The following is a 22247-nucleotide window of genomic DNA, read 5'->3' on the forward strand; positions in this document are numbered from 1 at the left end:
ATGAGATGTCCCTATTGCAATTCGACTAATACCAGAGTAGTTGACTCAAGGTCTACCGATGATGACAGAGCTATCCGTAGGAGAAGACTCTGCGAAGATTGTGATAAAAGATTTTCTACCTATGAGAGGTACGAAGATTCTACAGTTATGATTATAAAAAAAGATGATACAAGAGAGGCCTTTGACCCAAGGAAGGTCATATCAGGTATTGTGAAATCTTGCCAAAAACGTCCTGTATCAATGGATCAGATAGAAGAAGTAGCTAAAAACATCGAAACAAAAGTCAACCACACTGGCAAAAAAGAAGTGACTTCAACATATATAGGCGAGCTTGTCATGGACGAGCTAAAAGACCTTGACTCAGTTGCCTATGTCAGATTTGCTTCTGTATATAGGGAATTTAAGGATTTAGAGTCCTTCTATGAGGAGATTATAAATTTAAAAGATGATAAAGATGCTAACTCTTAGCATCTTTTTTCTTTAAGGAAGAAGTATGGATTTATTTGAACTAAATAGGAAAATTGAAATGGAAAAATCTGCTCCGTTGGCCGACAGGTTAAGGCCCAAAACCATAGATGCTTACATAGGTCAAGACCACTTGGTAGGTGAGGGTAAGATTATTAGAAGGATGATCAAGGCCGACAGGATTTATTCGATGATTTTTTATGGGCCACCAGGAGTAGGCAAAACCACTCTTGCAAAGATAATTTCAAATTCTACCCATATGGCTTTTGAAGAAGTCTCTGCTGTGGCAAGTGGGATAGGCGACCTTAAGGAAAAAATTCAAATCGCTAAGGACAACCTAGCCTACGAAAACAAAAAAACTATTTTATTCATTGATGAAATTCATAGGTTTAATAAAAGTCAGCAAGACTATCTTTTGCCTTTTGTAGAAGATGCTACTATTATTCTTATAGGCGCAACTACAGAAAACCCCTACTTTGAAGTAAACAAGGCTTTGATTTCAAGGATGTATGTCTTTGAACTCAAAGAGCTGACTGACAAAAACCTTAGTGACCTTATAGACCTTGCCTTAAGCACAGATGAGGTTTTGAAAAATAAAAAAATTTTTTTAGATGAAAAGGCAAGGGATAAGTTAATTAAATATTCAAATGGGGATTCTAGGGCACTTTTAAATGCTTTGGAAATCGCCATATTTTCTGAAAATGAAAAAGACGGTAGAATAGAGATAGATTCTGAAACTATAGAAAATTCTACCACCCAAAAAATTGCTGTTTATGATAAAAATGGTGACAGGCATTATGACACTATATCTGCCTTCATCAAGTCGATGAGAGGTTCTGACATAGATGCAAGTTTGTATTATCTAGCAAAGATGCTAACTTCCGGTGAGGATATCAAATTCATTGCAAGAAGGATGATAATTTTTGCAGCAGAGGATATTTCAAATGCTGATCCCTTTGCGCTAGTGCTGGCAAATGCCACCTTCGAGGCGGTTGATAAAATCGGTATGCCTGAAGCTAGGATTATCCTTGCTCAAACTGTTACCTACCTAGCGGCAGCTATTAAGTGTAATACCACCTACCTTGCTATAGATAAGGCCCTTAATTTTGTAAGGGTAAACAAGGATAGGACGGTACCAAATAAACTTAAGGATAGCCACTATGAGGGAAGTAAAAATTTAATCAATGAAGAATACCTCTATCCTCACGACCATGGTGGTTATGTTAAGACAAATTATTTGCCAGATGCTTTTAAGGATGAAAAATTCTACCAGGCAAAATATTTAGGTTATGAAAAAGAAATGATTGAAAGATTAGAAAAAATAAAGGAAGGCAAAAATGAAGATTAGACAATTGATGAGAGAAGCTGATAGCTTTGTTGACAAGGAAGTAACAATTGAAGGTTGGATAAGAAACTCTAGATTTAGTAAAAACGTAGGTTTTATTGAATTAAACGATGGTTCTACCTTTAAGAACCTCCAAGTAGTAGTGGGAAAAGAAATTGAAAATTATGATGAACTTGATAAGCAAAACCTATCTGCATCTTTATGTGTAGAAGGAAAATTTGTAGCAACAGGTAATAACAAAAATCCTTACGAAATCCAAGCGACTAAGGTCATCGTTTTAGGTGAATCATCAGAAAAATTTCCAATTCAAAAACAAAGACAAACCTTTGAATTTATGAGAACTATTCCTCACTTAAGACCTAGAACAAATACTTATAGGGCAGTATTTAGACTTCGTTCAATCCTAGCCTTTGGTCTTCACAAGTTTTTCCAAGAAAGAGACTTTGTTTATGTAAATCCACCAATTATCACAGCAAGTGATGCTGAAGGTGCTGGTGAAATGTTTAACGTAACAACAATCGACCCTAATGACCCACCAAGAAGAGAAGATGGTAAAGTTGATTACAATAAAGACTTCTTTAGCAAGAAAGCTTATATGACTGTATCTGGCCAGCTAGAAGCAGAAGACTATGCCCTAGCCTTTGGTAATGTTTATACTTTTGGTCCTACCTTTAGGGCAGAAGTGTCAAATACACCAAGGCATGCTGCAGAATTTTGGATGCTAGAGCCTGAAATGGCCTTTGCTGACTATAATGTTTGCATGGATACAGCAGAAGCTATGATTAAATATGCCATTGACTATATCCTAGAAAATGCCAAAGATGAAATGGAATTTTTCAACCAATGGATTGACAAGGGCCTAATTGAAAGACTAACCAAACTACGTAATTCAGAATTTGCTAGAATTACCTATACAAAGGCAATTGAATTATTAAAAGAATCTGGAGAAAAATTCGAGTTCCCAGTTGAATGGGGTATGGACCTACAAACTGAACACGAAAGATATTTATCAGAAAAAATCGTAGATGGACCAGTTTTCGTAACTGATTATCCAAAGGATATCAAGGCCTTTTATATGAAGAGAAATGACGATGGAAAAACTGTTGCAGCCTTTGATATGCTCGTACCAGGAGTTGGCGAATTAATCGGTGGTTCTCAAAGGGAAGAAAGATACGATGAATTAGTTAAATCTATGATTGACAATGGTCTAAAGCCAGAAGAATATCAAAACTACCTAGACCTTAGAAGATTTGGAACAGTTGTCCACTCAGGATTTGGTCTTGGCTTTGAAAGAGCTATGATGTATGTAACAGGTATGAAAAATATCAGAGACGTAATAGCTTATCCTAGGTATGTAAACGCCTTTGCTAACCAAAAATAGGAGGAATGATGAAAGAATATAATCCAAATGCCATTGAGAAGAAATGGCAAAAAATATGGAGAGATGAAAAAACTTTTAAATCTGAATTAGACCCTAATAAAAAGAAATTTTACCCACTTGTAGAATTTCCTTATCCATCAGGTCAAGGCCTTCACGTAGGTCACCCTCGCCCATACACAGCTATAGACGTTGTGGCACGTAAGAGGAGACTTGAGGGGGAAAATGTAATGTACACAATGGGTTGGGATGCCTTTGGTCTTCCAGCAGAAAATTATGCTATAGCAAATAAAATCCACCCAGCTATTATTACAGAAAAAAATATTGACCACTTCAGGGGACAAATGGAATCTATTGGTTTTTCCTTTGATTGGGATAGGGAAATAAATACAACAGATCCAGAATATTATAAGTGGACCCAATGGATTTTCCTACAAATGTATAAGATGGGTCTTGCCTATAAGTCAGAAACATCAGTAAACTGGTGCCCATCTTGTCTTGTAGGTCTTGCTAACGAAGAAGTAGTTGACGGCAAGTGCGAGAGATGTGGGGCAGATGTTGAGCATAAGCTTAAAAACCAATGGATGCTAAAGATAACAGCCTATGCAGACAGGCTAATCGATGACCTTGACGGCGTTGACTTTGAAGATAGGATTAAAACTAGCCAGATAAATTGGATTGGCAGAAGCCACGGAGCAGATGTTAATTTCCAAATCAAGGGCAAGGATGAAAAACTTACAGTTTATACAACCAGACCTGATACCATTTTTGGTGTATCCTACATGGTTGTATCACCAGAACATCCAATCCTTAAAAAATTCAAGAACGAAATAAAAAACTATGAGGCAATTGTTGATTACCAACATAAAGCCAGCCTAAAATCTGATTTTGAAAGGTCAGAGCTAAATAAAGATAAGACAGGGGTTATGATATATGGTCTATCAGCCATTAATCCATTAAATGATAAAGAAATTCCAATTTGGGTTTCTGACTATGTATTAATGGGTTATGGTACAGGGGCAATCATGGCAGTTCCTGCCCACGACGAACGTGACTTTGAATTTGCTAAGAAATTTGATATGCCAATAGTTCGTGTCTATGACTCAGAAGAAGACCTTCCAGTAACAGATATTGAAAAAGGAATTTCAATTAATTCTGATTTCTTAAACGGTCTTTCTGCAAGCGAGGCAAAGAAAAAAGCCATCGCCTATATCGAAGAAAAGGGACTTGGCAAGGCAAAGACTAACTTCAAACTTCGTGACTGGGTATTTTCTAGACAAAGATACTGGGGAGAACCAATTCCAATGGTTTATTGCGAAGACTGCGGTTGGGTGCCAGTAGATGAAAAAGATTTGCCAGTAAAATTGCCTGAAATCGAGTCTTACACACCTACAGCTACAGGTGAATCTCCACTTGCAAAGATTGACGAATTTGTAAATACAACTTGTCCTCATTGTGGGAAACCTGCAAAAAGAGAGACAGACACCATGCCACAATGGGCAGGATCATCTTGGTATTACCTAAGATATGCAGACCCACACAATAAAGACGCCCTTGCGAGCAAGGAAGCCCTAGATTATTACACACCAGTTGATTGGTACAACGGGGGAATGGAACACACCACCCTCCACCTTCTTTATTCAAGATTTTGGCACAAGGTTTTATATGATATAGGAGTAGTTCCAACCAAAGAGCCATACATGAAAAGGACTAGCCATGGCATGATCCTAGGTCCAGATGGGCAAAAGATGAGTAAATCTCGTGGCAATGTAATAAATCCAGACGATATCATAAGAGATTTTGGTGCAGACACCCTTAGAACATACGAAATGTTCATGGGAGATTTCTCATCAGTTGCCAAATGGTCAGATGAGGGAGTAAAGGGTTGTAGGAAGTATCTCGAAAGAGTTTATAACCTACTTGATCTTGTTGTGGATGGGGACGAATATTCTAAAGAATTAGAAATCCTAACCAACCAAACAATCAAAAAGGTAGGCGAAGATTATGAAAATCTAAAGTTTAATACTGCAATTGCTCAATTGATGACCCTTTCAAATGAGATGAGAGCTCTTGGAAAGATAACAAAAAAAGATTTCAAAACTTATATCACTTTATTAAACCCAGTAGCTCCACATCTTACAGAAGAACTTTGGGAAATGGCAGGCTTTGACGGAAGGTTAAGCCAAACATCTTGGCCAAGCTTTGATAAAAACAAGCTAAGCCTTGATGAAATCGACCTACCAGTCCAAGTTAATGGCAAGATGCGTGGCAAGATAAAGATATCAAAAACAGCTAGCCAAGAAGAAGCCCTTGCCCTTGCAAACTTAGATAACAACGTAAATACCTATATCAAAGACAAAGAACTTAGGAAGGTAATCTACGTTCCAGGAAAGATTTTAAATATAGTTGTATAAAAAAATAAAATCCATTGACCAGCCTTGGTCTTTGGATTTTTTATCTTTACTAAATCTTCATAAAGATTTGTTATGATAGACTTGTGATTGACATATAAAAAATATAAGTGTATGATAACACTACATACATCATACAATGGAGACTTTATGGAAAAATTCATAAAAAATCAAATTTTTAATATAATAGGGGCGATTCTCCTAATTGTGGGAGTAATACTTGCCTTCATCGGTTATCATAAGGGTTATTTTGATTCCTTAGATACCTTTAGGAGATTAATTTTAGAAAAAGGAGCCTGGGGACCCTTAGTTTTTATGGTCTTGCAGGTTGTACAAATTGTTGTTCCAGTCATACCTGGAGGTCTGACTTGCGTAGCAGGAGTCGTTATCTTTGGAGCTTTTTGGGGATTTATCTATAACTACATATCTATTTGCCTAGGATCCATCCTTGTATTTTTTATCTCAAGGACTTTTGGCAGGTCAATTGTCTTAAGGATTTTTGGTGAAGACTTATACGATAAATACAAGGGAAAGCTCAACGAAGATAAGTACGACAAGTTTTTTGCCCTAGCAATTTTCTTGCCAGTGGCTCCAGATGATTTTCTTTGCTACCTAACAGGCCTTACTGAAATGTCTGTCAAAAAATTTGTAGCTATAATTTTAATCTGCAAACCCCTCAGCATCTTCGCCTACTCAATGGCCTGGGCCCTTGGTTTTGACTTTTTAATCAAAAGATACCTATAGGAGGAAAAATGAAATTTGAAGACTTGGTAATATTTTTATTCCCAGCCTATTTTGTCTTTGTAGGCTTTACATCAAATATGATAAAGGATAAGCCAATAGATAAAAAATATGGCTATAGAACGCCCCTGTCAACTAAAAACAAACACAATTGGTACTTTGCAAATTCCTATATGGCAAAGGGATCCTTTGCTTTAGCCTTTGCATTTATAATAATTGGCCTACTTATAAATCACTATGTGGATATGACAAGGCTAAGAAGGATAATATTTGTAGTAATAGAATTTATGTCCTTTATTGTTCTTGGCATAAGTCTTGAAATGAGACTAAAAACAGCCCATAAAAAATAGGAGGAGACATGTTAAGATTAATTGCCTACATCCTAATGGCACTTGGGATTATACAACTAATTCCAAGTTATTATAAAAAGTATAAGGAAAGTTGAGATAGGCTAGACTTGTTAGAATTAATAGGTCTAGGAATTATGATTCCATCTCTATTTATCTTAGTAATAGGTCAGTTTATATAATAAAAAGCTCTCAAACTTGGAAAATCCAAGCTAGAGAGCTTTTTTAGAGAGTAATATCCTTAACTTTTTATTCCTATCCTATATAGTCTTTAAGATAGGAGTATAAAAAGTAAAAGGCAAATGAAATTGCTATATGACCAAGACCAGCAATGCCGGATATGGCAGCACTTATAGCAGAATTGTTAAGGCCATAGATTTGATAAAAACCTCTGGCTATTAAGGTTCCTATAACCAAGACCAAGGCAAAGTTATAGGTGGTATAAAATCTTTTTTCTTTTTTATCTTCTTTTAGATCCAAACTTTTTGCAGTCAAGGCAAGGATTATAAATAGGAAAAATCCCAAAACCAAGCTGTGGGTGTGGGCAAGACCTAAGGTTGTAATACCCTTAAAACCAATAATTCTTGTGTATTCTCTATAGAAAGCACCTATAAATAAGCCGAATAGGGCGTAGATAAATGCTGTCTTAAAGTATTTTTTTGTCATTTTTTTCTCCCTTCATTGCCCAATATCCGATTAAGATTGTCCAGATATAGGCACAAGTCTTTGGTACCATGAGGGCACCGATAGCTGGCAAGGTATTTTCCAAAAGGACAACTGGCAAATAAAAACCGAAGCTTAGAACAATGGTAAGCCACAAGTTTTTAAAGGCTATGTCATCAGTCACTTTAGATTTTTGGTAAAATATTATAATTATAATAAGCCCCAAAATTGTAAAAGGGATATTCCTGTATATCGCCCAAGCAAAGGGTGATGAACTTGCTAGAAACTTATTTTCTGGACAAAGAACTAGCAAAATCCTAAGGACAGCCAGAGCCCAGATAGATCTAGTAAGGCCTTTTTTATCCCTAACTTCATAACGCACTCGCCAGACGTAGTAAAGGATGACGTAAAAGATCGTCATGGTAATGGAAGTGATTAGTTTGCCAAAGCCAAGCGACATGGTAAAACTTTCTAGCCCTGTGGTATTAAGGGCGATTGCTCTTGGCACGAGGTGGAAGGCATCTCCAAAACCTAAAACCAAAGCCATGATACCAAATAAATAATATTGTTTTTCGTTATTACCTTCTTTTAGCATTTTTGTGCCAAGAAAGATTACTGTTCCTAGGTAAAAAATATCAAAGAGGGTTTCAAATATTGCTTGCATAAGACCTCCTTAGTGAACATTGTTCATTTAAAGCTTTTATAAAACCCGTCAACAAACGGGTCTTAGTATAAGGTTTTTTTTACAATTTTTAAAAGCAAGTCCTTATCATAATTTTTTTCAACTATAAAACAAAGACTAGTCGACAGGATAAAATCAACTAAATCATCCTTAGTAAAGTCATCATCAAAAGCATCTTTTTTTATGTTTGGATCCTTATCTAGGATTTGAAGCAAATTTTCTCTGAGCCCTTCAATGTAGGTATCCATCGAATCTTTGGCCCTGCCAAGATTTTGCGACTTGAAACTGAGGGAGTGGATGGTAAAAAAGTTTGGGTACTTTCTAATTCCACTGCCTAGGTGGGTAAAAATTTCCGAAAGATACTTTAAAAAGTCATCGCAAGAAACGCTCGAATCATCAATCCTAAAAATATCTTCCCAAACACTCTCGATTGTGCTAATCATGAGTTCATCCTTAGATGAAAAGTAATTGTAGATTGATCCCACAGCGACATTGCAATTTTGTGCAAGTTTTCTTATACTCAAGGCATTCAAGCCTTCTTTTGCAACTATATCCCTTGATTCTTTTAGGATATAGGCTTTGGAAATAATCATATATGACTCCTCGATGAACATTGTTCATTATCATTATAAGGCGAAAATTTTACTTGTCAAGATTTTTTTTCTCTCTTAACTCATCGTAGTAGGCTTTTCTTTTTGGATTTTCCTTAAACCAACCCTTAAGGACTCTTTGCTCCTGTTCGATAACCTCACCGATTGACCAAAAACAGCAACAGGCAATAACCCCAGCAAAGACACTAGGGATAAGGGACTTAATATAAATGGAAAGGGCAACAAAAATTATGCCACACAAAATAAAAAACTTGTTAACCTTCCTCCCAAAATAATACTCGCCCTTAATCACAAGGGGATGAAAAATTCCTATAAGAAAAAATGTTACGACTCCAATAATAATTCCTTCCATAACTCCTCCTTCTATAATTATCATATATATTAAAAAATTGGTCAAATATTTAAGAAAACCCTTAAAATTAAAGAATGTAAAAGGGTTTTTACATAAAAAAACTTGAGTGTAAAGTGATATAGATAGACTAAATGAGATAAATTTTTTAATATAGACTTAGGAGGTAAAAATGAAAATCGGAGATAAATTAAAAAATGCCAGGCTTCATAAAAAATTGACCCAAGAAGAAGTTGCAGAAAAACTTTTTGTTTCTAGGCAATCAATATCAAACTGGGAAAATAATAAAACTTATCCTGACATAGGAAATGTAATCGCCTTATCAGACTTATACCAAATAAGTCTCGATGAGCTCTTAAAAGGGAGTGATAATTTTATGAAACATTTGGAAGAATCAACCGACATAGTAAAATCAAATAAAAAACTCATATTTTTTATAGGTCTTGCCTTGATAGCAATGATTGTAATGGCGCTTTTTACAGAATTTTTGCCAGAAAAAGTATTCTTAATTTCTATATTTAGCCTAGCAGTAATAGTAACAGGCTTAGTATATAGTGAGATTATTAAAAGATTTTAGGAGAAGGAAATGGATATTAAATTAATAATAATGATAATTAGTGGGGCAGTATTTTTGGTTGGAGCTATTATCCTCCAATACAATATCTACCAAATGACCCAAATTGATGCCAAGGCTAGAGGTCTTAAACATCCTAGATTATTGGGTGTATTAAATATTTCGGGAAACAATGGCAATGCTTTTTTGCTAGCATATTTAATAGGGAGAAAAAAATATCCTATACAAAATATTTCTAGTAAGGATTTGGCAGAGCTTGAATCCTATAAGAAAAAATCTCTCCTTGCCTTATCAATAAACCTTATAGCATCCTTGGTTTTTGTAATAGCCTTAATATACTATAAGGGGATTACATTTTAAACCACCTAAAAAGCCTAGGCTATTTCTGCCTAAGCTTTTTTCTATATATATAATTCTGCCTGGGTGGTGAACATTTCCCTATAAAGGCCGTCTTGTTTGATTAATTGATCGTGGGTTCCGTTTTCTGTGATTTTCCCCTTATCACAAACGATTATCCTGTCAGCATATTTGGTAGAAGATAGTCTGTGGGAGATGAATAGGGAAGTTTGGCCCTTGGAAATTTGAAGCATATTTTCAAAGATTTCCTGTTCACTCCTTGGATCTAGAGCACTGGTTGGCTCATCCATGATGAAAAATTTCCCTTCATGAAAGATAGAACGAGCGAGAGCTAGCTTTTGACCAATTCCTCCAGATGGCTCAACAGATTTGTCTGAGAAAAGATAGGTTAGAAAAGTATTTTCTTTTTCTACTTGCTTATCAATCCAAGTCGACAAATTTAATAAGTCAAATGCCTTTGCCATATTTTTATATTCATAATCTGTAATTTCTTCCTTTAGTTTACTTGTAATATTTTCGCTAATCCTAAAAGGAAAGAGCCTGAAATCTTGGAAGGTAGGGGATAGGATTTCGTAATATTTTTTGGTTGAAATCTTTGCTATATCTATATCATTTAGGTAGATAGTGCCTTCACTTGGTTCGTAAAACTTGCATAAAAGTTTTACAATAGTAGATTTACCAGCCCCGTTTTTACCTACAAGGGCAAGGGTTTCTCCATTTTTTATTTCAAATGTAGCATCTTTTAGGACATAAGATTCACTTGCTGGATATTTAAAAGAGACATTGTCAAATCTAATATTAATCTTACTTGTGTCAATATCAGTGATTTCTCCCTTATCAAGTAGGCCTTCTTCCATTTCTAGGAAGTTAAAAAATACTTCTAGTTGGGCATTTACTGAAATAACCTTGGCATAGTTTTGTTGGATGAGGTTAGTTGCGTTTATTACCTGGATTAGGGAGTTGAAGTACATGGTAAAATTTGCAAGGCTAATGGTCTTATCGATTAATTTATAGGTTAGGTAAATTAACGTAAAAATGATTGAGCCATTGGCACTTACATTCATTATTCCAGTGTAGATTCCATTTTTGTTGAAGTATTCGGTTGAAGATCTTATTACATTTTGATGGTAAATGTCAGCTTGTTCAAGTACTAAGTCTTGTCCGTCATAAATTTCTACATCTTTAAAGTATCTCAAATCTGCCGCAAAATCGGCGAAAAACCTGTACGACCTGATTTCAGTAACACTTTCACCATGGTATTTTAGTTCATTTTCTTTAATTAATTTCACTATTTTTTTATTTATCAAAACTAATAAAATTAGCAAGATGATTATGGCAGGATTTAGCCTTACAAGTATTCCCAAAGATAAGATTCCTGTAATCACAGCCGATACAACTAAAACTATTATGTCATAGAGGGTGTACATTTCCCAAACTGCGTAATGGGCTTGTTCCATCATGTCTTGGATATCTTTTGAGTCAGATTTTTCTATGGGAAGCCTTAATGATTTTTTTGCTATCTTAAAGGTCAGTTTATCAGACATATCCTCAAAAACAAGGGTCAGGTAATTGTTTAAGCCCCTATAGGTTACTTCCTTTATAAAACCTAGGACTATAACCAAAAGACCAAGACCTAGGCAGTAGGAAATTCTTTTTTGTCCCATAAGCTCATCTATTATTAGCTTTGGAGCGAAAATGTTTATTAGTGGCAAAAATCCCAAAATTAGGTTTGTTACTATTACCCTAAGAGTAAAACCTGGTCTGTAGGTGTCAATTAATTTAAAAAGTTTTCTTATATTTTTCATAGGACCTCCTTGTAATTTTTTGCCTGAAGATTATAGAGGTCTTTGTAATCTTCGCAAGATTCCATGAGTTCTTCGTGAGCTCCATTTGCTATAATCTTTCCATCTTTAAGATAAATTATTCTGTCACAAAACTTGGTAGACGCCAGCCTGTGGGAGATAAAAATCGAAGATTTATCGTGGGTCAAATCATCATAGAGCATATAAAGTTCTCTTTCGTTTAGGGCGTCTAGCTGGGCTGTTGGCTCATCTAAGATTAAAAGTTTTGCCTTGGATTTTGCTATAGCTCTGGCTAAAAATAGCCTTTGCTTTTGGCCACCGGATAAATCTACCCCGTCATTGTCGAGAATCCTCAAAAGAGTTTGGTCATCCTTTTTTTCATATTTATTTATGATTTCATCTAGGTGGGTCATTTTGTAAATATCATCTATCTTCCTATCCTCAGTTGACATTAGGATATTTTCCTTAAAGGAAAATGGCAAGAGATTTGAATCTTGAAATACAGCTGAAACTAGCTTTTTATAATCTATCTTAGATTCCTTTATATCTTCTCCATTTATTAAAATATTGCCCTTAGTTGGCTTATATAGACCTGCGAGGATAAGGGCGAGTGTAGACTTGCCAGCACCATTTTCTCCAACAAGGGCGATTGTTTCTGAGTCTTTTATCTTTAGATTAATATTTTCTAATACATAAGTATCTGTACCCGGATATTTGAAAGAAACATTATCAAGGACTATTTCCATTTGGTCTGGATAAATTTCTTGTTTATCCTCTTTATAGACGTCTTTTATCCTAAAAAATGGTTTAAATGCAGTGAAGTTTTTTCTGATATCAGAAAAAACCCACATAGTCTGGTGGTTAAAGGCAATAAAGGCAAATATCGCTGTAAAATATACATAGAAATTCGCTATAGAAATCCTCCCTGAAATAAGACCTGTCATTAGCCAAAATATTATAAGGCCGTCCCTTATAAGGTTAAATACATTTGCCAGAGTGAAAATTCTTAGAGTCTTTGTGTTGACATCTCCAAGACGCTTTATCCTATCCCTATTGGTTTTGCCGTAATAGGATTTGAAAATCCTTATGGTATCAAAAATCAAAATATCTTGCTTTGATAGGGGAGATTTCATTTCGTTATTAAGCTTAGAAAACTTATCCCAATTTGGACTCATTTCTTCCCAGTACTTGTCATAAGACTTAGGAACTTGGTTTAAAAGTGACCAGGAAATAATGGTTAGAATTATTGTTGTGGCTAGAATCCAAAGGTCCATAGATGCAAAAATCCACAAAAATCCTCCAATCGAAATAAGAAGGGCAAAGACATTTGGCAAATCCATCATTATGCCACCAACACCGTGCCAAGGCGATTCTACAGCCTTCATGGCATCACTTATTTTTTCAGATTCTTTCTTTTCTTTTTTCTTGGCATAGGGGAGATAGAGTGAGTACTCTGTAATCATATTCATAAGCTTATATCGGACGTGGTTCATCCTCATTCTATAATTGCCCATAACAAAGGCATCAAAAAAGCTAATTAGTGAAGAAATAAAAAATAAGCCTATAAAAAATATTGGGAAAACCTTAGGATTAGTCTGGTAGTTTTCTAAAATATAGGCAGGTGAAATAATCCATAAGAAGGGTTTAATCCCTACAAATAGACCGTAAAGTGCGATTAGTAAAAACATGATTGGCTCTAAATTAGCCATCTTTTTAATTAAAAATTTAAATTCTTTCATAGTGCCGAAATCTCGGCATCCTCCTTGTTTTTCTTATGTAAGTCAAGGAGCTATCCTTACTTACTAGTTACGGGTTTTCTTTCCTATTTTTATTATTGTCATTTTTCTATTCTCCTTTCTTTAAATTTATAATAGTTTACCATGGTAAAAGTTTTTTGTCAATTATTGCCAGCTGCGAATGAAATGATGGTATTTTTTCCATCTTTTCTTGTATCTAGAACTTTAAAACGTCTAATTTTATAAGTATTGTCAAAATTTATATAAGAGTTAATCACAGTTCCAAGGCCTGTGACTTCAGTGATTCCAGCCTTATTTGTAATAGGTAAATTTGATTCAATGGAATAATTAATCATTTCGTCAAAAAGCTCTGGGTCGATGTCTGATGTGTAATTAAGTAGGGTAATATAGGCCTTATCTTCGCTTAAAAATAGATTGGTTTTAACATTGCCATAAAAGCCTTCTAAAAAAATTTGAAAGAGGATGTAGGCGGTGTTGTAGGAAAGATTCCTATATCTGAGTTTTTTATCAACAACTAATTCGATAGTATCTTCTGTGTATTTGCCCTTGACAGAAACGAGGTCCTTGCCCTTGTTTTCCTTAACTTCCACAACTTCAAGCCCACCAGCAGACTCGTAATCATTTATTAAGAAATCATCAGTAGGCATAAATATAGTTTTTTCTACTAACAACTGGCTGATATTATTTTTAAATCTTTTATCTTCTATTTTTGTATTAAACTTAAGAATTTCAGGATAATTTTCGTAAATTTTCATTTTTCCACCTCTAATCTATTATATCATATGATATAATGAAATAGAGGTTTTTATGAAAAAAAGAATCGCCTTTATTCTTCTGGGTCTAATCCTTGGAATCTTAGGCTTTGTTAATTTTGAAAATATACATATCCTTTATCTGGCAGGGACTCTAGGTGCACTTTGCTTTTTTACATATGCCAAAAGCAAGGACTATGCTATATTTTTTCTTGCAGTCCTACTTGGTTTTTCTTTGGCGAGCTTTAAATTTTCTAGGATTAATCCTAGGGAGAAATCTAACGTAAACATAGGTTTTACTATTATTGATAAGAAGAAGAGCAAAAATTCCTTTAGATATACAATAAAAATCGACAAAAGCAAGCAAAAAGCCTTTATGTTTAATGAAGCTGACTTTGACATTGGAGATAAATTGGAATGCCAGGGAGATTTGAAATTAGTAAATACAAACACTAATCCAAATTTATTTTCCTACAGACTTTATGCCATCTCTAAGGGGGTAGGACTTGAATTTAAGCCGAGTAAATTAAATCCTGAGATAAGTAGGTTAAAGTCTAGTGATATTTTCCTTGGACTTAGGAGGAGATTTACAGCCTATATAAATAGGATTTTTAGGAAGAATTTATCAAAAGATTCAGCTGATTTTGTTATTTCAATAACCTTGGCTGACAATCTTTTCGATAGGGAAGATATAAACAGGTTGGGACTTGCCCACATTCTTGCCATTTCTGGTTTTCATTTTGACTTATTAATGACCCTTATGGTTTCTATTCTATCGATATTCGATTTTTCCTATAAGAAATCTATGGTAATATCCTTAAGCCTTGCCCTAATTTATGCCTATATAATTGGCTTCGCTTATTCAATTCTCAGGGTACTTATTGTAAGTACAATCATCTTTTTAGGATTTTTGCTAAGGAGAGGTGTTGATAGGGTCAAGGCCTTGATGGTAGCAGCAATTTTGATTTTATTTATAAATCCCTTTGCTATTTTAAATACAGGATACATCCTGTCATTCATGACCATGCTTGCAATTTACAAGATATATCCACGACTTAAGGTATATTTCAAAGAAGGGTTTTTAAGAAAAAATATCGCCTTTACAACCAGTATTCAATTTGCAGTTTTGCCTTTTAGCGTATATTATTTTAGGTATTTTAATTTCCTAAGTATAGTAGCAAACTTCATTGTTGTTCCAGTTTTTGAGATTGCCATGTACCTTATTTTTGGTCTGATATTTTTATATCCTATTCTAAGAAGTTTATTAAAGCCGGGCTTTATAATCCTTGATATAATAATAAGATCAATAATAAATATGACAGCAGTCCTTAGCAAGATTAAAATTTTTAGCTTGGAATTTATGACAGAAAGTATAATTGTTAGTATTTTTCTCTTTGTCTTAATTTTTGTACTAACAAATATCAAAACTAAGAAAAACTTAGGGAAATTTTTACAAACAGCCATTGCCATTGTTTTTATTTCTCTTGTAGTAAGAAATCTAGATAGACCGATAGAATATCAGATGATTGACATAGGCCAGGGCGATGCTTTTTTATTAAATGATAAGGGAAAATATTATATGGTAGATGTGGGTGGCCCTAAGTATAAGGATTATAATTCGGGAGAGAGGATTTTAGTCCCATATTTAAAAAGCATTGGCATCAAAGAAATTGAAGCAGCTTTTATTAGCCACGAAGATTCTGACCATGCAGGCAATCTTGATATTTTAAGAAAAAACTTTACGGTTAAAAATATTATTACTGATGATAAGGTATCAAAAGAATTTAAGCATAAGTACAAGCCTGTATTTATGAAAAAAGGCGATGATTTCAAACTATCAGAAGGAAACATCCATTGCGTTTATGATGGGACGGATGGGGTCATTGAGAAAAATGATCAGTCACTTGGCTTGGTAATTGATATTAGGGGCAATAAGATATTGACTATGGGTGATTTGTCTTCGACTTATGAGGATAAATTAAGGGTTAAGGCAGATATTCTAAAATTATCCCATCATGGTTCAGCTCATTCGTCTTCTAAGAAATTTATAAAAGAAGTAGACCCTAAAATGGTTTTAATTTCAGCTGGCAGGGACAATTCTTATGGTCATCCAAGCAAGGAAGCTCTTAATAACGTAGGAAAAATAAAAAAGTATAACACTCAAACAGATGGACTTGTAAAAATTAATTTTTATAAGGGGAGAGTGAAGGTGGAAAAATACTTGAAAGGAGGATTTTTTAGGTGAAATATATAGAGTTTTTCAAAAATTTTGTAAATTTTAAAACGGCAGGCATATATTTATTTGACTCAAAAGAAGAATATTTAAATACAACAATAATCGAAGAAGCGGAAAGACTTATTAATATAAAGGATTTTAACCTCATAAAAATAAAAGGTGAGACAGACTTTGAAACCATGAAAAATTCTTATGAAACTTATCCTGTTATGGAAGATAAAAAAATAATAATTTGGCAAAATATTGATTTATCCAAGGATGGGGTTAAAAATTATAATATCATTTTAGAAAAGCTAGCAGAAGATGCAAAAAAATTTCCATCCTATGCGACACTTTTGATTTTTTCAGATACAACTCCTTTTAAAGGGAAATTTTATAAGGAGATTTCTAAAAATGGGACAATAGTTGAAATTGACAGGTTAAATAACAATGAACTCAGGTCATTTATTGGCAGGAGATTTATAAAAAATAAGAAAAAAATTTCAAATACTTATATAGATGAGATCATCAATAGGTTTTCATATCTGGCTTATAATAGCGAAATTGATTTGTTTGAGATTGTAAACTCTGTTGATAAGATTATTTCAAACTCTACTGATGAAATTATTAAAAAAGAAGATATAGAAGATCAATTAGATCAGGTATTAAATCTTAACATATTTAACTTAACAGATGCGATAGCAAGTAAAAATATAAAAGGAGCCTTTAAAACCTTGCTTTTGATGGAAAAATCAGGCGAAGATTTATTTATGATTTACCACATGCTAATTAGGCAATTTAGGATACTAACAACAGTAAAAAGTTTGAGCAATCAAAATTTCAACGACAGTTTTATAATGAAAGCTAGTAAAATTGGATCTTTTGAATTGAGAAAGGCAAAGGCTAATATAAAAAATTATAGCATGGATAGTCTGATAGATATCAATGATAGGTTAATGGATATGGAACTTAGGTCCAAGTCAGAGAGTTTTGAAATGAAAGATGAACTGATGAAGCTTATTGCTTTTGTGGGGACAAAATAAGAGTGGATAACCACTCTCAAGCTATAGACAAAGTTATAGTCTGATGTCATTCAGACGAACGAAGTGAGGAAGAATCATACAATTTATGGGATTCCTCGTCGAATCCTGATGGATTCTCTGTCGGAATGACGTATGTTTATATACTTTGTCAACATTCTGAGAGTGGATAACCACTCTTTTTTTAAACATTATCATGACTAGCTTATTGAAAAAACAAAACCGTAAAAAATTTTGCTTACACTACACCTACAATTTGCGACTCAAAAAGTCCAATGCTCTTATTCATCGCATCGGGCTCTTTTCGCTGCATAAAGTTTTTCTATTATTTCTCTGCGCACTTCGTGCTTGTAAAATAATGAAAAACGCTCAAATATTGCTTGCAATATTTGAGCTACCATTAGCGATTCGGAAAATTCAACACTCCTATTCGTCGTGTTGAATTTTCCTCTCTGCATAATGTTTTTCATCAATTTTCCTACGCACTTCGTGCTTGTAAAATTGTGAAAACCGTAAAAAATTTTGCTTACAAAATTTTTTACTACAATTAAAATGAGTGATTATCAGTAGTCATATGTCGGGATCCATTACTGATTATCACTCATTTTTCTTATGCGTTTAGTTTTTTAGCTAACTTTGATGCTGTTGCTGCTACTCTGTTTTTGTGAATAACATTTTTGCTTTCAGCTTGTTTTAATTTCTTATCAACAACTTTAAAGATTTCTCTTGCTTCATCAAGGTTGCCAGCTTCTACTAAAGCTTCAAACTTTTTGATGTAAGTTTTGATTTCTGATTTTCTAGCCTTGTTTCTAAGGTTGTTTCTCTTAGCAACTTCAATTCTTTTTTGGCTTGATTTAATATTTGCCATCTGTTTTCACCTCTCTTCTTTTTTTGCTTGACTTATGTATTCTACCATATATTGATTAAAAGCTCAAGTTTTTATTTAGATTAAGCAAATTTTTTTGAGAATTAGGGTCAACTAGTATATAATTAATAAGAAATGAGAGGTTAGAAATGAAAGAAGAAAATATAAAAAATAAAAAAGAAGATTCGCTTTTAGATATCGTGTGGGATTGGGTTAAAACTATCCTTATAGCCCTTGCTATTACAATTTTTGTAAAGCAATTTATTATCGATGCTACAATAGTTTCTGGTAAATCAATGTTAAATACTCTTCATAGTGGTGATTGGCTTATGGTTAATAAAATAGGCAAGCATTTTAGAGATTTCCACAGGGGAGAGATTGTTATTTTACATGCGCCTGATTTTCCTAATAGACTTTATGTAAAAAGAGTAATAGGCACCCCAGGGGACCTTGTTGAACTAAGGGATGGGGCTGTTTATGTAAATGACCAAAAACTTGAAGAGAAGTATGTCCCAGTTGATGAAACTCCAGCCAAGACTGATCAGACTAGTTGGATTTTAGGTGACAGGGAATACTTGGTTTTTGGTGACAATAGGGTCAATTCAAATGATTCTAGAGATTTTGGTAAGATTTACAAGGAAGAAATTGTGGGCCACGCATTTTTCAGGATTTATCCATTTGCTGATGCTGGTTTGATTGATAACCATCCTTATGATAATTAAATTAGTAGGAGTTATATGACAAAGAGAAAAGATAATATTAGAAATTTTTCTATTATTGCTCATATTGACCATGGCAAGTCGACCCTTGCTGATAGGCTCATTGAAAAGAGCGAAAATATCAGTCAGAGAGATATAAAAGAGCAAATGCTTGATGATATGGAACTTGAGCAAGAACGTGGGATTACTATTAAATTAAAGTCGATTAAAATTCATTACAAGGCTGATGATGGAAAGGTATATGACCTAAATTTAATAGATACTCCAGGCCACGTAGACTTTAATTATGAAGTTTCAAGATCTCTTAAGGCTTGTGAAGGAGCTATTCTTGTTGTTGATGCTAGTCAAGGTGTAGAAGCACAGACCTTAGCTAATACCTATCTTGCTTTGGAACAAAATTTAGAAATCCTTCCAGTTTTAAATAAAATTGACCTACCAAGTGCGAGGGTTGATGAAGTTAAGCTTGAAATTGAAAATGAAATCGGTCTTGATACGGATAAGGCACCTTTAGTTTCTGCCAAAACTGGTCTAAATATTGATGACGTGCTTGAGGATATTGTTAATAATATTCCTGCTCCTGAAGATCATGATGATAAGCCTCTTAAGGCTCTTATATTTGACTCTTACTATGATTCGTATGTAGGGGTGATTTGCTATATAAGGGTCTTTGAAGGTGTGGTTCGTCCTGGTGATGAGATTAAGATGATGAATACTGGCAAGGTTTTTGAAGTAAACCAAGTTGGCTACACATCAAAGGGAAGAGTTGCAACAAAAGAATTAAGAAGTGGCGACGTTGGCTTTATCGAAGCGTCTATCAAGCAAGTTAAGGATGCGAGGGTAGGAGATACAATCACAACTGTAGATAATCCGACTGATAAACCACTTACAGGTTATAAGGAAGTCTTACCTATGGTTTATTCAGGTATTTACCCAGCTGAGGGAGAGTCTTTTGATAAATTAAGAGATTCTTTGGAAAAACTCCAGGTTAATGATGCGGCCTTAGTATTTGAGCAAGAAAATTCTCAGGCCCTAGGTGTTGGTTTAAGAGCAGGTTTCCTTGGACTTTTACACATGGATATTATTACTCAAAGACTAGAAAGAGAATATGACCTTGATATCATAGCAACAGCTCCGTCTGTAATTTATAAAATAAAGCTAAAGGGTGTGGATGATGAAAAGGAATTACAAAACCCTAATGATTTTCCTGACCCTACAGAAATCCAATATATCAGAGAACCTGTAACCATTTCTGAAATAATCACACCAAAAGACTACATTGGTCAAGTTATGGATCTTGCTCAATCAAGACGTGGTGTTTTAATAAATATGACTTATATAGATGAAAATAGGGTGTCAATTAAGTATAAAATTCCACTAAGTGAGGTTATTTATAACTTCTTTGACTCTTTGAAATCTAGAACCAAGGGTTATGCCTCTTTGGATTATGAAGTAAAAGATTATCAAGTTTCAGACCTTGTTAAACTTGATATCCTCATCAATGAACAAAATGTCGATGCCCTATCACTTATTGTTCATAGGGATAATGCCTATGCTAGGGGACGTGGTATTGTTGAAAAATTAAAGGATGAAATTCCAAGACAACAATTTGCAGTACCAATCCAAGCTGCTATAGGTGGAAAAATTATTGCAAGAGAGACTGTAAAAGCTCTTAGAAAAGACGTAATTGCGAAGTGTTACGGTGGCGATATTTCAAGAAAGAAAAAACTTCTTGAAAAGCAAAAAGAAGGTAAGAAGAGGATGCGTCAACTTGGTAGCGTTGAAGTGCCACAAGATGCCTTCCTATCAGTATTAAAATTAGATGATGAATAAAAAAAGGATGTGAACTTACATCCTTTTTTGCTCTTTGAATATACTTAAAAATATGAAAAATAGATAAATCCCTAGACTTAATAATAAAATGTATTTAAAATCGCTTGTTGGATAAAAGCTAGCTGTATTTATTCCTTTTACTGCAAGGATACCAAGGAAAAGTGCAAGAGGAAATCCTAAGAATATTGTTTTTATTGGTAAACTTATAGATTTTTTCTTAAATTTTTCTATTAGGGCTATTAGCAGGCTAAGAAATACAAATCCTATAATTGAAATTCTTGCATAAAATCCATAGATTAATCTTGGAAGGAGAGTCTGTCGAACTTCTCCAGATCCTATCACCATTGTTGGCATGGATTCGTGGTTTTGGTAGAGAACAGTTTTTATCTCATCTTTGTGAAAAGTTAGTGATTTTTTAGGTCTTTCTTTATTGAAAAATTCATCATACTTTGTAGTGTAGGCGTCTAGGTAGATGGTATCTTCTGTATCAGTGTAATCTATCCCGCTGACCTTATCAGAAAATTCTACTGTGTAAATGTCATCGCCCCTGTAAACTTTGTACAAGTCTTTTTCATATTCAATATGCCTAGGCATGTTTAGATAAGATATGATAAAAATGAGTATTGATCCGATAAGCGAGACCACTGCTAGGGTGAAAAATCTAGTCTCTTTTTTTATCCTTTTTTCTACAAAATCTAGGGGCTTTGTATTTTCATTTTTAATTTCGATTTCATCTGTCAATATCTTCTTGCACTTAGGGCAAGACTTTAAATGGTCTGCTACAAATTTAACTGATTCTTCGCTTAAAAGATTTTCCTTATATAAGGGAAGTAAATCTTTTATAAGTTGGCAATTATTCATTATTTTCCTCCATTAATTTTTTTAATTGCTCCTTGGCCCTGTGGTAGATAACACAGGCCCAGTTTTGATTTTTCTTATAAATCTCTCCAATTTCCTTAAAAGATAAGTCGTTAAGCCTGAGCCTTACGACATCCTTATAAGGATTTTCAAGCTTATCTATCGCTTTTTCCAAAATAGATAGACTTTCTTTTTCTAAAATATCTTTCTCAAAAGATCCTAAAGCTAAGTCGAAATCTTCGATATTTTCTGTGAGTAAAATCCTCTTGTTTTTCTTATAATAGTTGTAATAGGTGTTTTTGCCTATTTGAAATAAGTAGGATTTCACTTTATCATCATCTATTCTTTCTATATTTTTCATTGCCTTTATAAAAGATCCCGAACATATATCTTGGGCGACTTCCTTGTTTTTGCATAGATATAGCAAAAACCTATATAAATCATCAAAATATATCCTATATATTTTTTCTATATCCATGGTTCCTC

23 protein-coding genes are annotated in these 22247 nt (G+C 34.1%); 12 read left to right on the plus strand and 11 right to left on the minus strand.

The window, feature by feature from the left end; genetic code table 11:
• From nrdR to HMPREF0072_RS07240, 6 genes are all read left to right on the plus strand, one after another.
• Positions 1–468 carry a transcriptional regulator NrdR gene (gene nrdR, locus HMPREF0072_RS07210; protein ID WP_037327477.1) on the plus strand — a complete coding sequence of 156 codons (468 nt, stop codon included), beginning with the start codon at positions 1–3 and terminating at the stop codon, positions 466–468.
• A 25-nt stretch (positions 469–493) separates the two neighbouring features.
• Positions 494–1813: a replication-associated recombination protein A gene (locus HMPREF0072_RS07215; RefSeq protein WP_004828790.1), complete on the plus strand. Its 1320-nt coding sequence runs from the start codon at positions 494–496 to the stop codon at positions 1811–1813.
• The gene (gene asnS / locus HMPREF0072_RS07220; protein ID WP_004828791.1) at positions 1803–3191 is read left to right on the plus strand and encodes an asparagine--tRNA ligase; all 1389 of its coding nucleotides are present in this window, start codon (positions 1803–1805) and stop codon (positions 3189–3191) included. The genes HMPREF0072_RS07215 and asnS overlap by 11 nt, the downstream gene beginning before the upstream one ends.
• Positions 3192–3199: 8 nt before the next feature.
• Positions 3200–5602, plus strand: a complete 2403-nt coding sequence (gene leuS, locus HMPREF0072_RS07225; protein ID WP_004828792.1) for a leucine--tRNA ligase — start codon at positions 3200–3202, stop codon at positions 5600–5602.
• A 147-nt stretch (positions 5603–5749) separates the two neighbouring features.
• Positions 5750–6343, plus strand: coding sequence for a TVP38/TMEM64 family protein (locus HMPREF0072_RS07235; protein WP_039931231.1), 594 nt, complete (start codon positions 5750–5752; stop codon positions 6341–6343).
• A gap of 8 nt (positions 6344–6351) precedes the next feature.
• Complete coding sequence (locus HMPREF0072_RS07240) at positions 6352–6690, plus strand: SdpI family protein (protein WP_004828794.1); 339 nt, start codon at positions 6352–6354, stop codon at positions 6688–6690.
• Positions 6691–6942: 252 nt separating this feature from the next.
• On the opposite strand, the gene HMPREF0072_RS07245 is transcribed toward HMPREF0072_RS07240, so the two are convergent.
• From HMPREF0072_RS07245 to HMPREF0072_RS07260, 4 genes are all read right to left on the minus strand, one after another.
• The gene (locus tag HMPREF0072_RS07245) at positions 6943–7353 is read right to left on the minus strand and encodes a DUF2871 domain-containing protein (protein ID WP_004828795.1); all 411 of its coding nucleotides are present in this window, start codon (positions 7351–7353) and stop codon (positions 6943–6945) included.
• Positions 7334–8014, minus strand: coding sequence for a hypothetical protein (locus tag HMPREF0072_RS07250; protein ID WP_004828796.1), 681 nt, complete (start codon positions 8012–8014; stop codon positions 7334–7336). Before HMPREF0072_RS07250 ends, HMPREF0072_RS07245 begins: the two co-directional genes overlap by 20 nt.
• A gap of 62 nt (positions 8015–8076) precedes the next feature.
• Positions 8077–8625 (minus strand): TetR/AcrR family transcriptional regulator, encoded by a 549-nt coding sequence (locus HMPREF0072_RS07255; RefSeq protein WP_039931232.1) that lies wholly within the window; start codon positions 8623–8625, stop codon positions 8077–8079.
• Between the two features lie 49 nt (positions 8626–8674).
• Positions 8675–8995 (minus strand): DUF4491 family protein, encoded by a 321-nt coding sequence (locus HMPREF0072_RS07260; RefSeq protein WP_050755271.1) that lies wholly within the window; start codon positions 8993–8995, stop codon positions 8675–8677.
• Between the two features lie 169 nt (positions 8996–9164).
• Here HMPREF0072_RS07260 and HMPREF0072_RS07265 point away from each other — a divergent pair, with 169 nt between their 5' ends.
• Positions 9165–9569 (plus strand): helix-turn-helix domain-containing protein, encoded by a 405-nt coding sequence (locus HMPREF0072_RS07265; protein WP_004828799.1) that lies wholly within the window; start codon positions 9165–9167, stop codon positions 9567–9569.
• Positions 9570–9578: 9 nt separating this feature from the next.
• Positions 9579–9926, plus strand: a complete 348-nt coding sequence (locus HMPREF0072_RS07270; protein ID WP_004828800.1) for a hypothetical protein — start codon at positions 9579–9581, stop codon at positions 9924–9926.
• 41 nt (positions 9927–9967) lie between these two features.
• On the opposite strand, the gene HMPREF0072_RS07275 is transcribed toward HMPREF0072_RS07270, so the two are convergent.
• The 3 genes from HMPREF0072_RS07275 to HMPREF0072_RS07285 form a co-directional block, all read right to left on the minus strand.
• Entirely contained in the window at positions 9968–11728 is a 1761-nt protein-coding gene (locus tag HMPREF0072_RS07275) for an ABC transporter ATP-binding protein (protein ID WP_004828801.1), read from the minus strand.
• Positions 11725–13464: an ABC transporter ATP-binding protein gene (locus HMPREF0072_RS07280; protein ID WP_004828802.1), complete on the minus strand. Its 1740-nt coding sequence runs from the start codon at positions 13462–13464 to the stop codon at positions 11725–11727. The genes HMPREF0072_RS07275 and HMPREF0072_RS07280 overlap by 4 nt, the downstream gene beginning before the upstream one ends.
• Positions 13465–13622: 158 nt before the next feature.
• Positions 13623–14237 (minus strand): hypothetical protein, encoded by a 615-nt coding sequence (locus HMPREF0072_RS07285; protein ID WP_004828803.1) that lies wholly within the window; start codon positions 14235–14237, stop codon positions 13623–13625.
• A 52-nt stretch (positions 14238–14289) separates the two neighbouring features.
• On the opposite strand from HMPREF0072_RS07285, the gene HMPREF0072_RS07290 reads away from it, so the two are divergent.
• Positions 14290–16479 (plus strand): DNA internalization-related competence protein ComEC/Rec2, encoded by a 2190-nt coding sequence (locus HMPREF0072_RS07290; RefSeq protein ID WP_004828804.1) that lies wholly within the window; start codon positions 14290–14292, stop codon positions 16477–16479.
• Positions 16476–17492, plus strand: coding sequence for a DNA polymerase III subunit delta (gene holA, locus HMPREF0072_RS07295; RefSeq protein WP_004828805.1), 1017 nt, complete (start codon positions 16476–16478; stop codon positions 17490–17492). The genes HMPREF0072_RS07290 and holA overlap by 4 nt, the downstream gene beginning before the upstream one ends.
• A gap of 278 nt (positions 17493–17770) precedes the next feature.
• On the opposite strand, the gene HMPREF0072_RS07300 is transcribed toward holA, so the two are convergent.
• Complete coding sequence (locus HMPREF0072_RS07300) at positions 17771–17959, minus strand: hypothetical protein (RefSeq protein WP_004828806.1); 189 nt, start codon at positions 17957–17959, stop codon at positions 17771–17773.
• A 140-nt stretch (positions 17960–18099) separates the two neighbouring features.
• Positions 18100–18357 (minus strand): 30S ribosomal protein S20, encoded by a 258-nt coding sequence (gene rpsT / locus HMPREF0072_RS07305; protein ID WP_004828807.1) that lies wholly within the window; start codon positions 18355–18357, stop codon positions 18100–18102.
• Between the two features lie 146 nt (positions 18358–18503).
• Here rpsT and lepB point away from each other — a divergent pair, with 146 nt between their 5' ends.
• Both lepB and lepA read left to right on the plus strand, forming a co-directional pair.
• Complete coding sequence (lepB, locus tag HMPREF0072_RS07310) at positions 18504–19076, plus strand: signal peptidase I (RefSeq protein WP_004828808.1); 573 nt, start codon at positions 18504–18506, stop codon at positions 19074–19076.
• 15 nt (positions 19077–19091) lie between these two features.
• On the plus strand, positions 19092–20903 hold the full coding sequence (lepA, locus tag HMPREF0072_RS07315) for a translation elongation factor 4 (RefSeq protein ID WP_004828809.1): 1812 nt from the start codon (positions 19092–19094) through the stop codon (positions 20901–20903).
• A gap of 15 nt (positions 20904–20918) precedes the next feature.
• Here the strand turns inward: lepA and HMPREF0072_RS07320 are convergent, their stop codons facing one another.
• Together HMPREF0072_RS07320 and HMPREF0072_RS07325 are read right to left on the minus strand one after the other, a co-directional pair.
• Complete coding sequence (locus HMPREF0072_RS07320) at positions 20919–21764, minus strand: zf-HC2 domain-containing protein (RefSeq protein WP_004828810.1); 846 nt, start codon at positions 21762–21764, stop codon at positions 20919–20921.
• Positions 21757–22239, minus strand: a complete 483-nt coding sequence (locus tag HMPREF0072_RS07325) for an RNA polymerase sigma factor (RefSeq protein WP_004828811.1) — start codon at positions 22237–22239, stop codon at positions 21757–21759. The genes HMPREF0072_RS07320 and HMPREF0072_RS07325 overlap by 8 nt, the downstream gene beginning before the upstream one ends.
• Positions 22240–22247: the final 8 nt, after the last annotated feature.

The organism is Anaerococcus lactolyticus ATCC 51172 (genome assembly GCF_000156575.1).
Lineage (GTDB): Bacteria > Bacillota > Clostridia > Tissierellales > Peptoniphilaceae > Anaerococcus > Anaerococcus lactolyticus.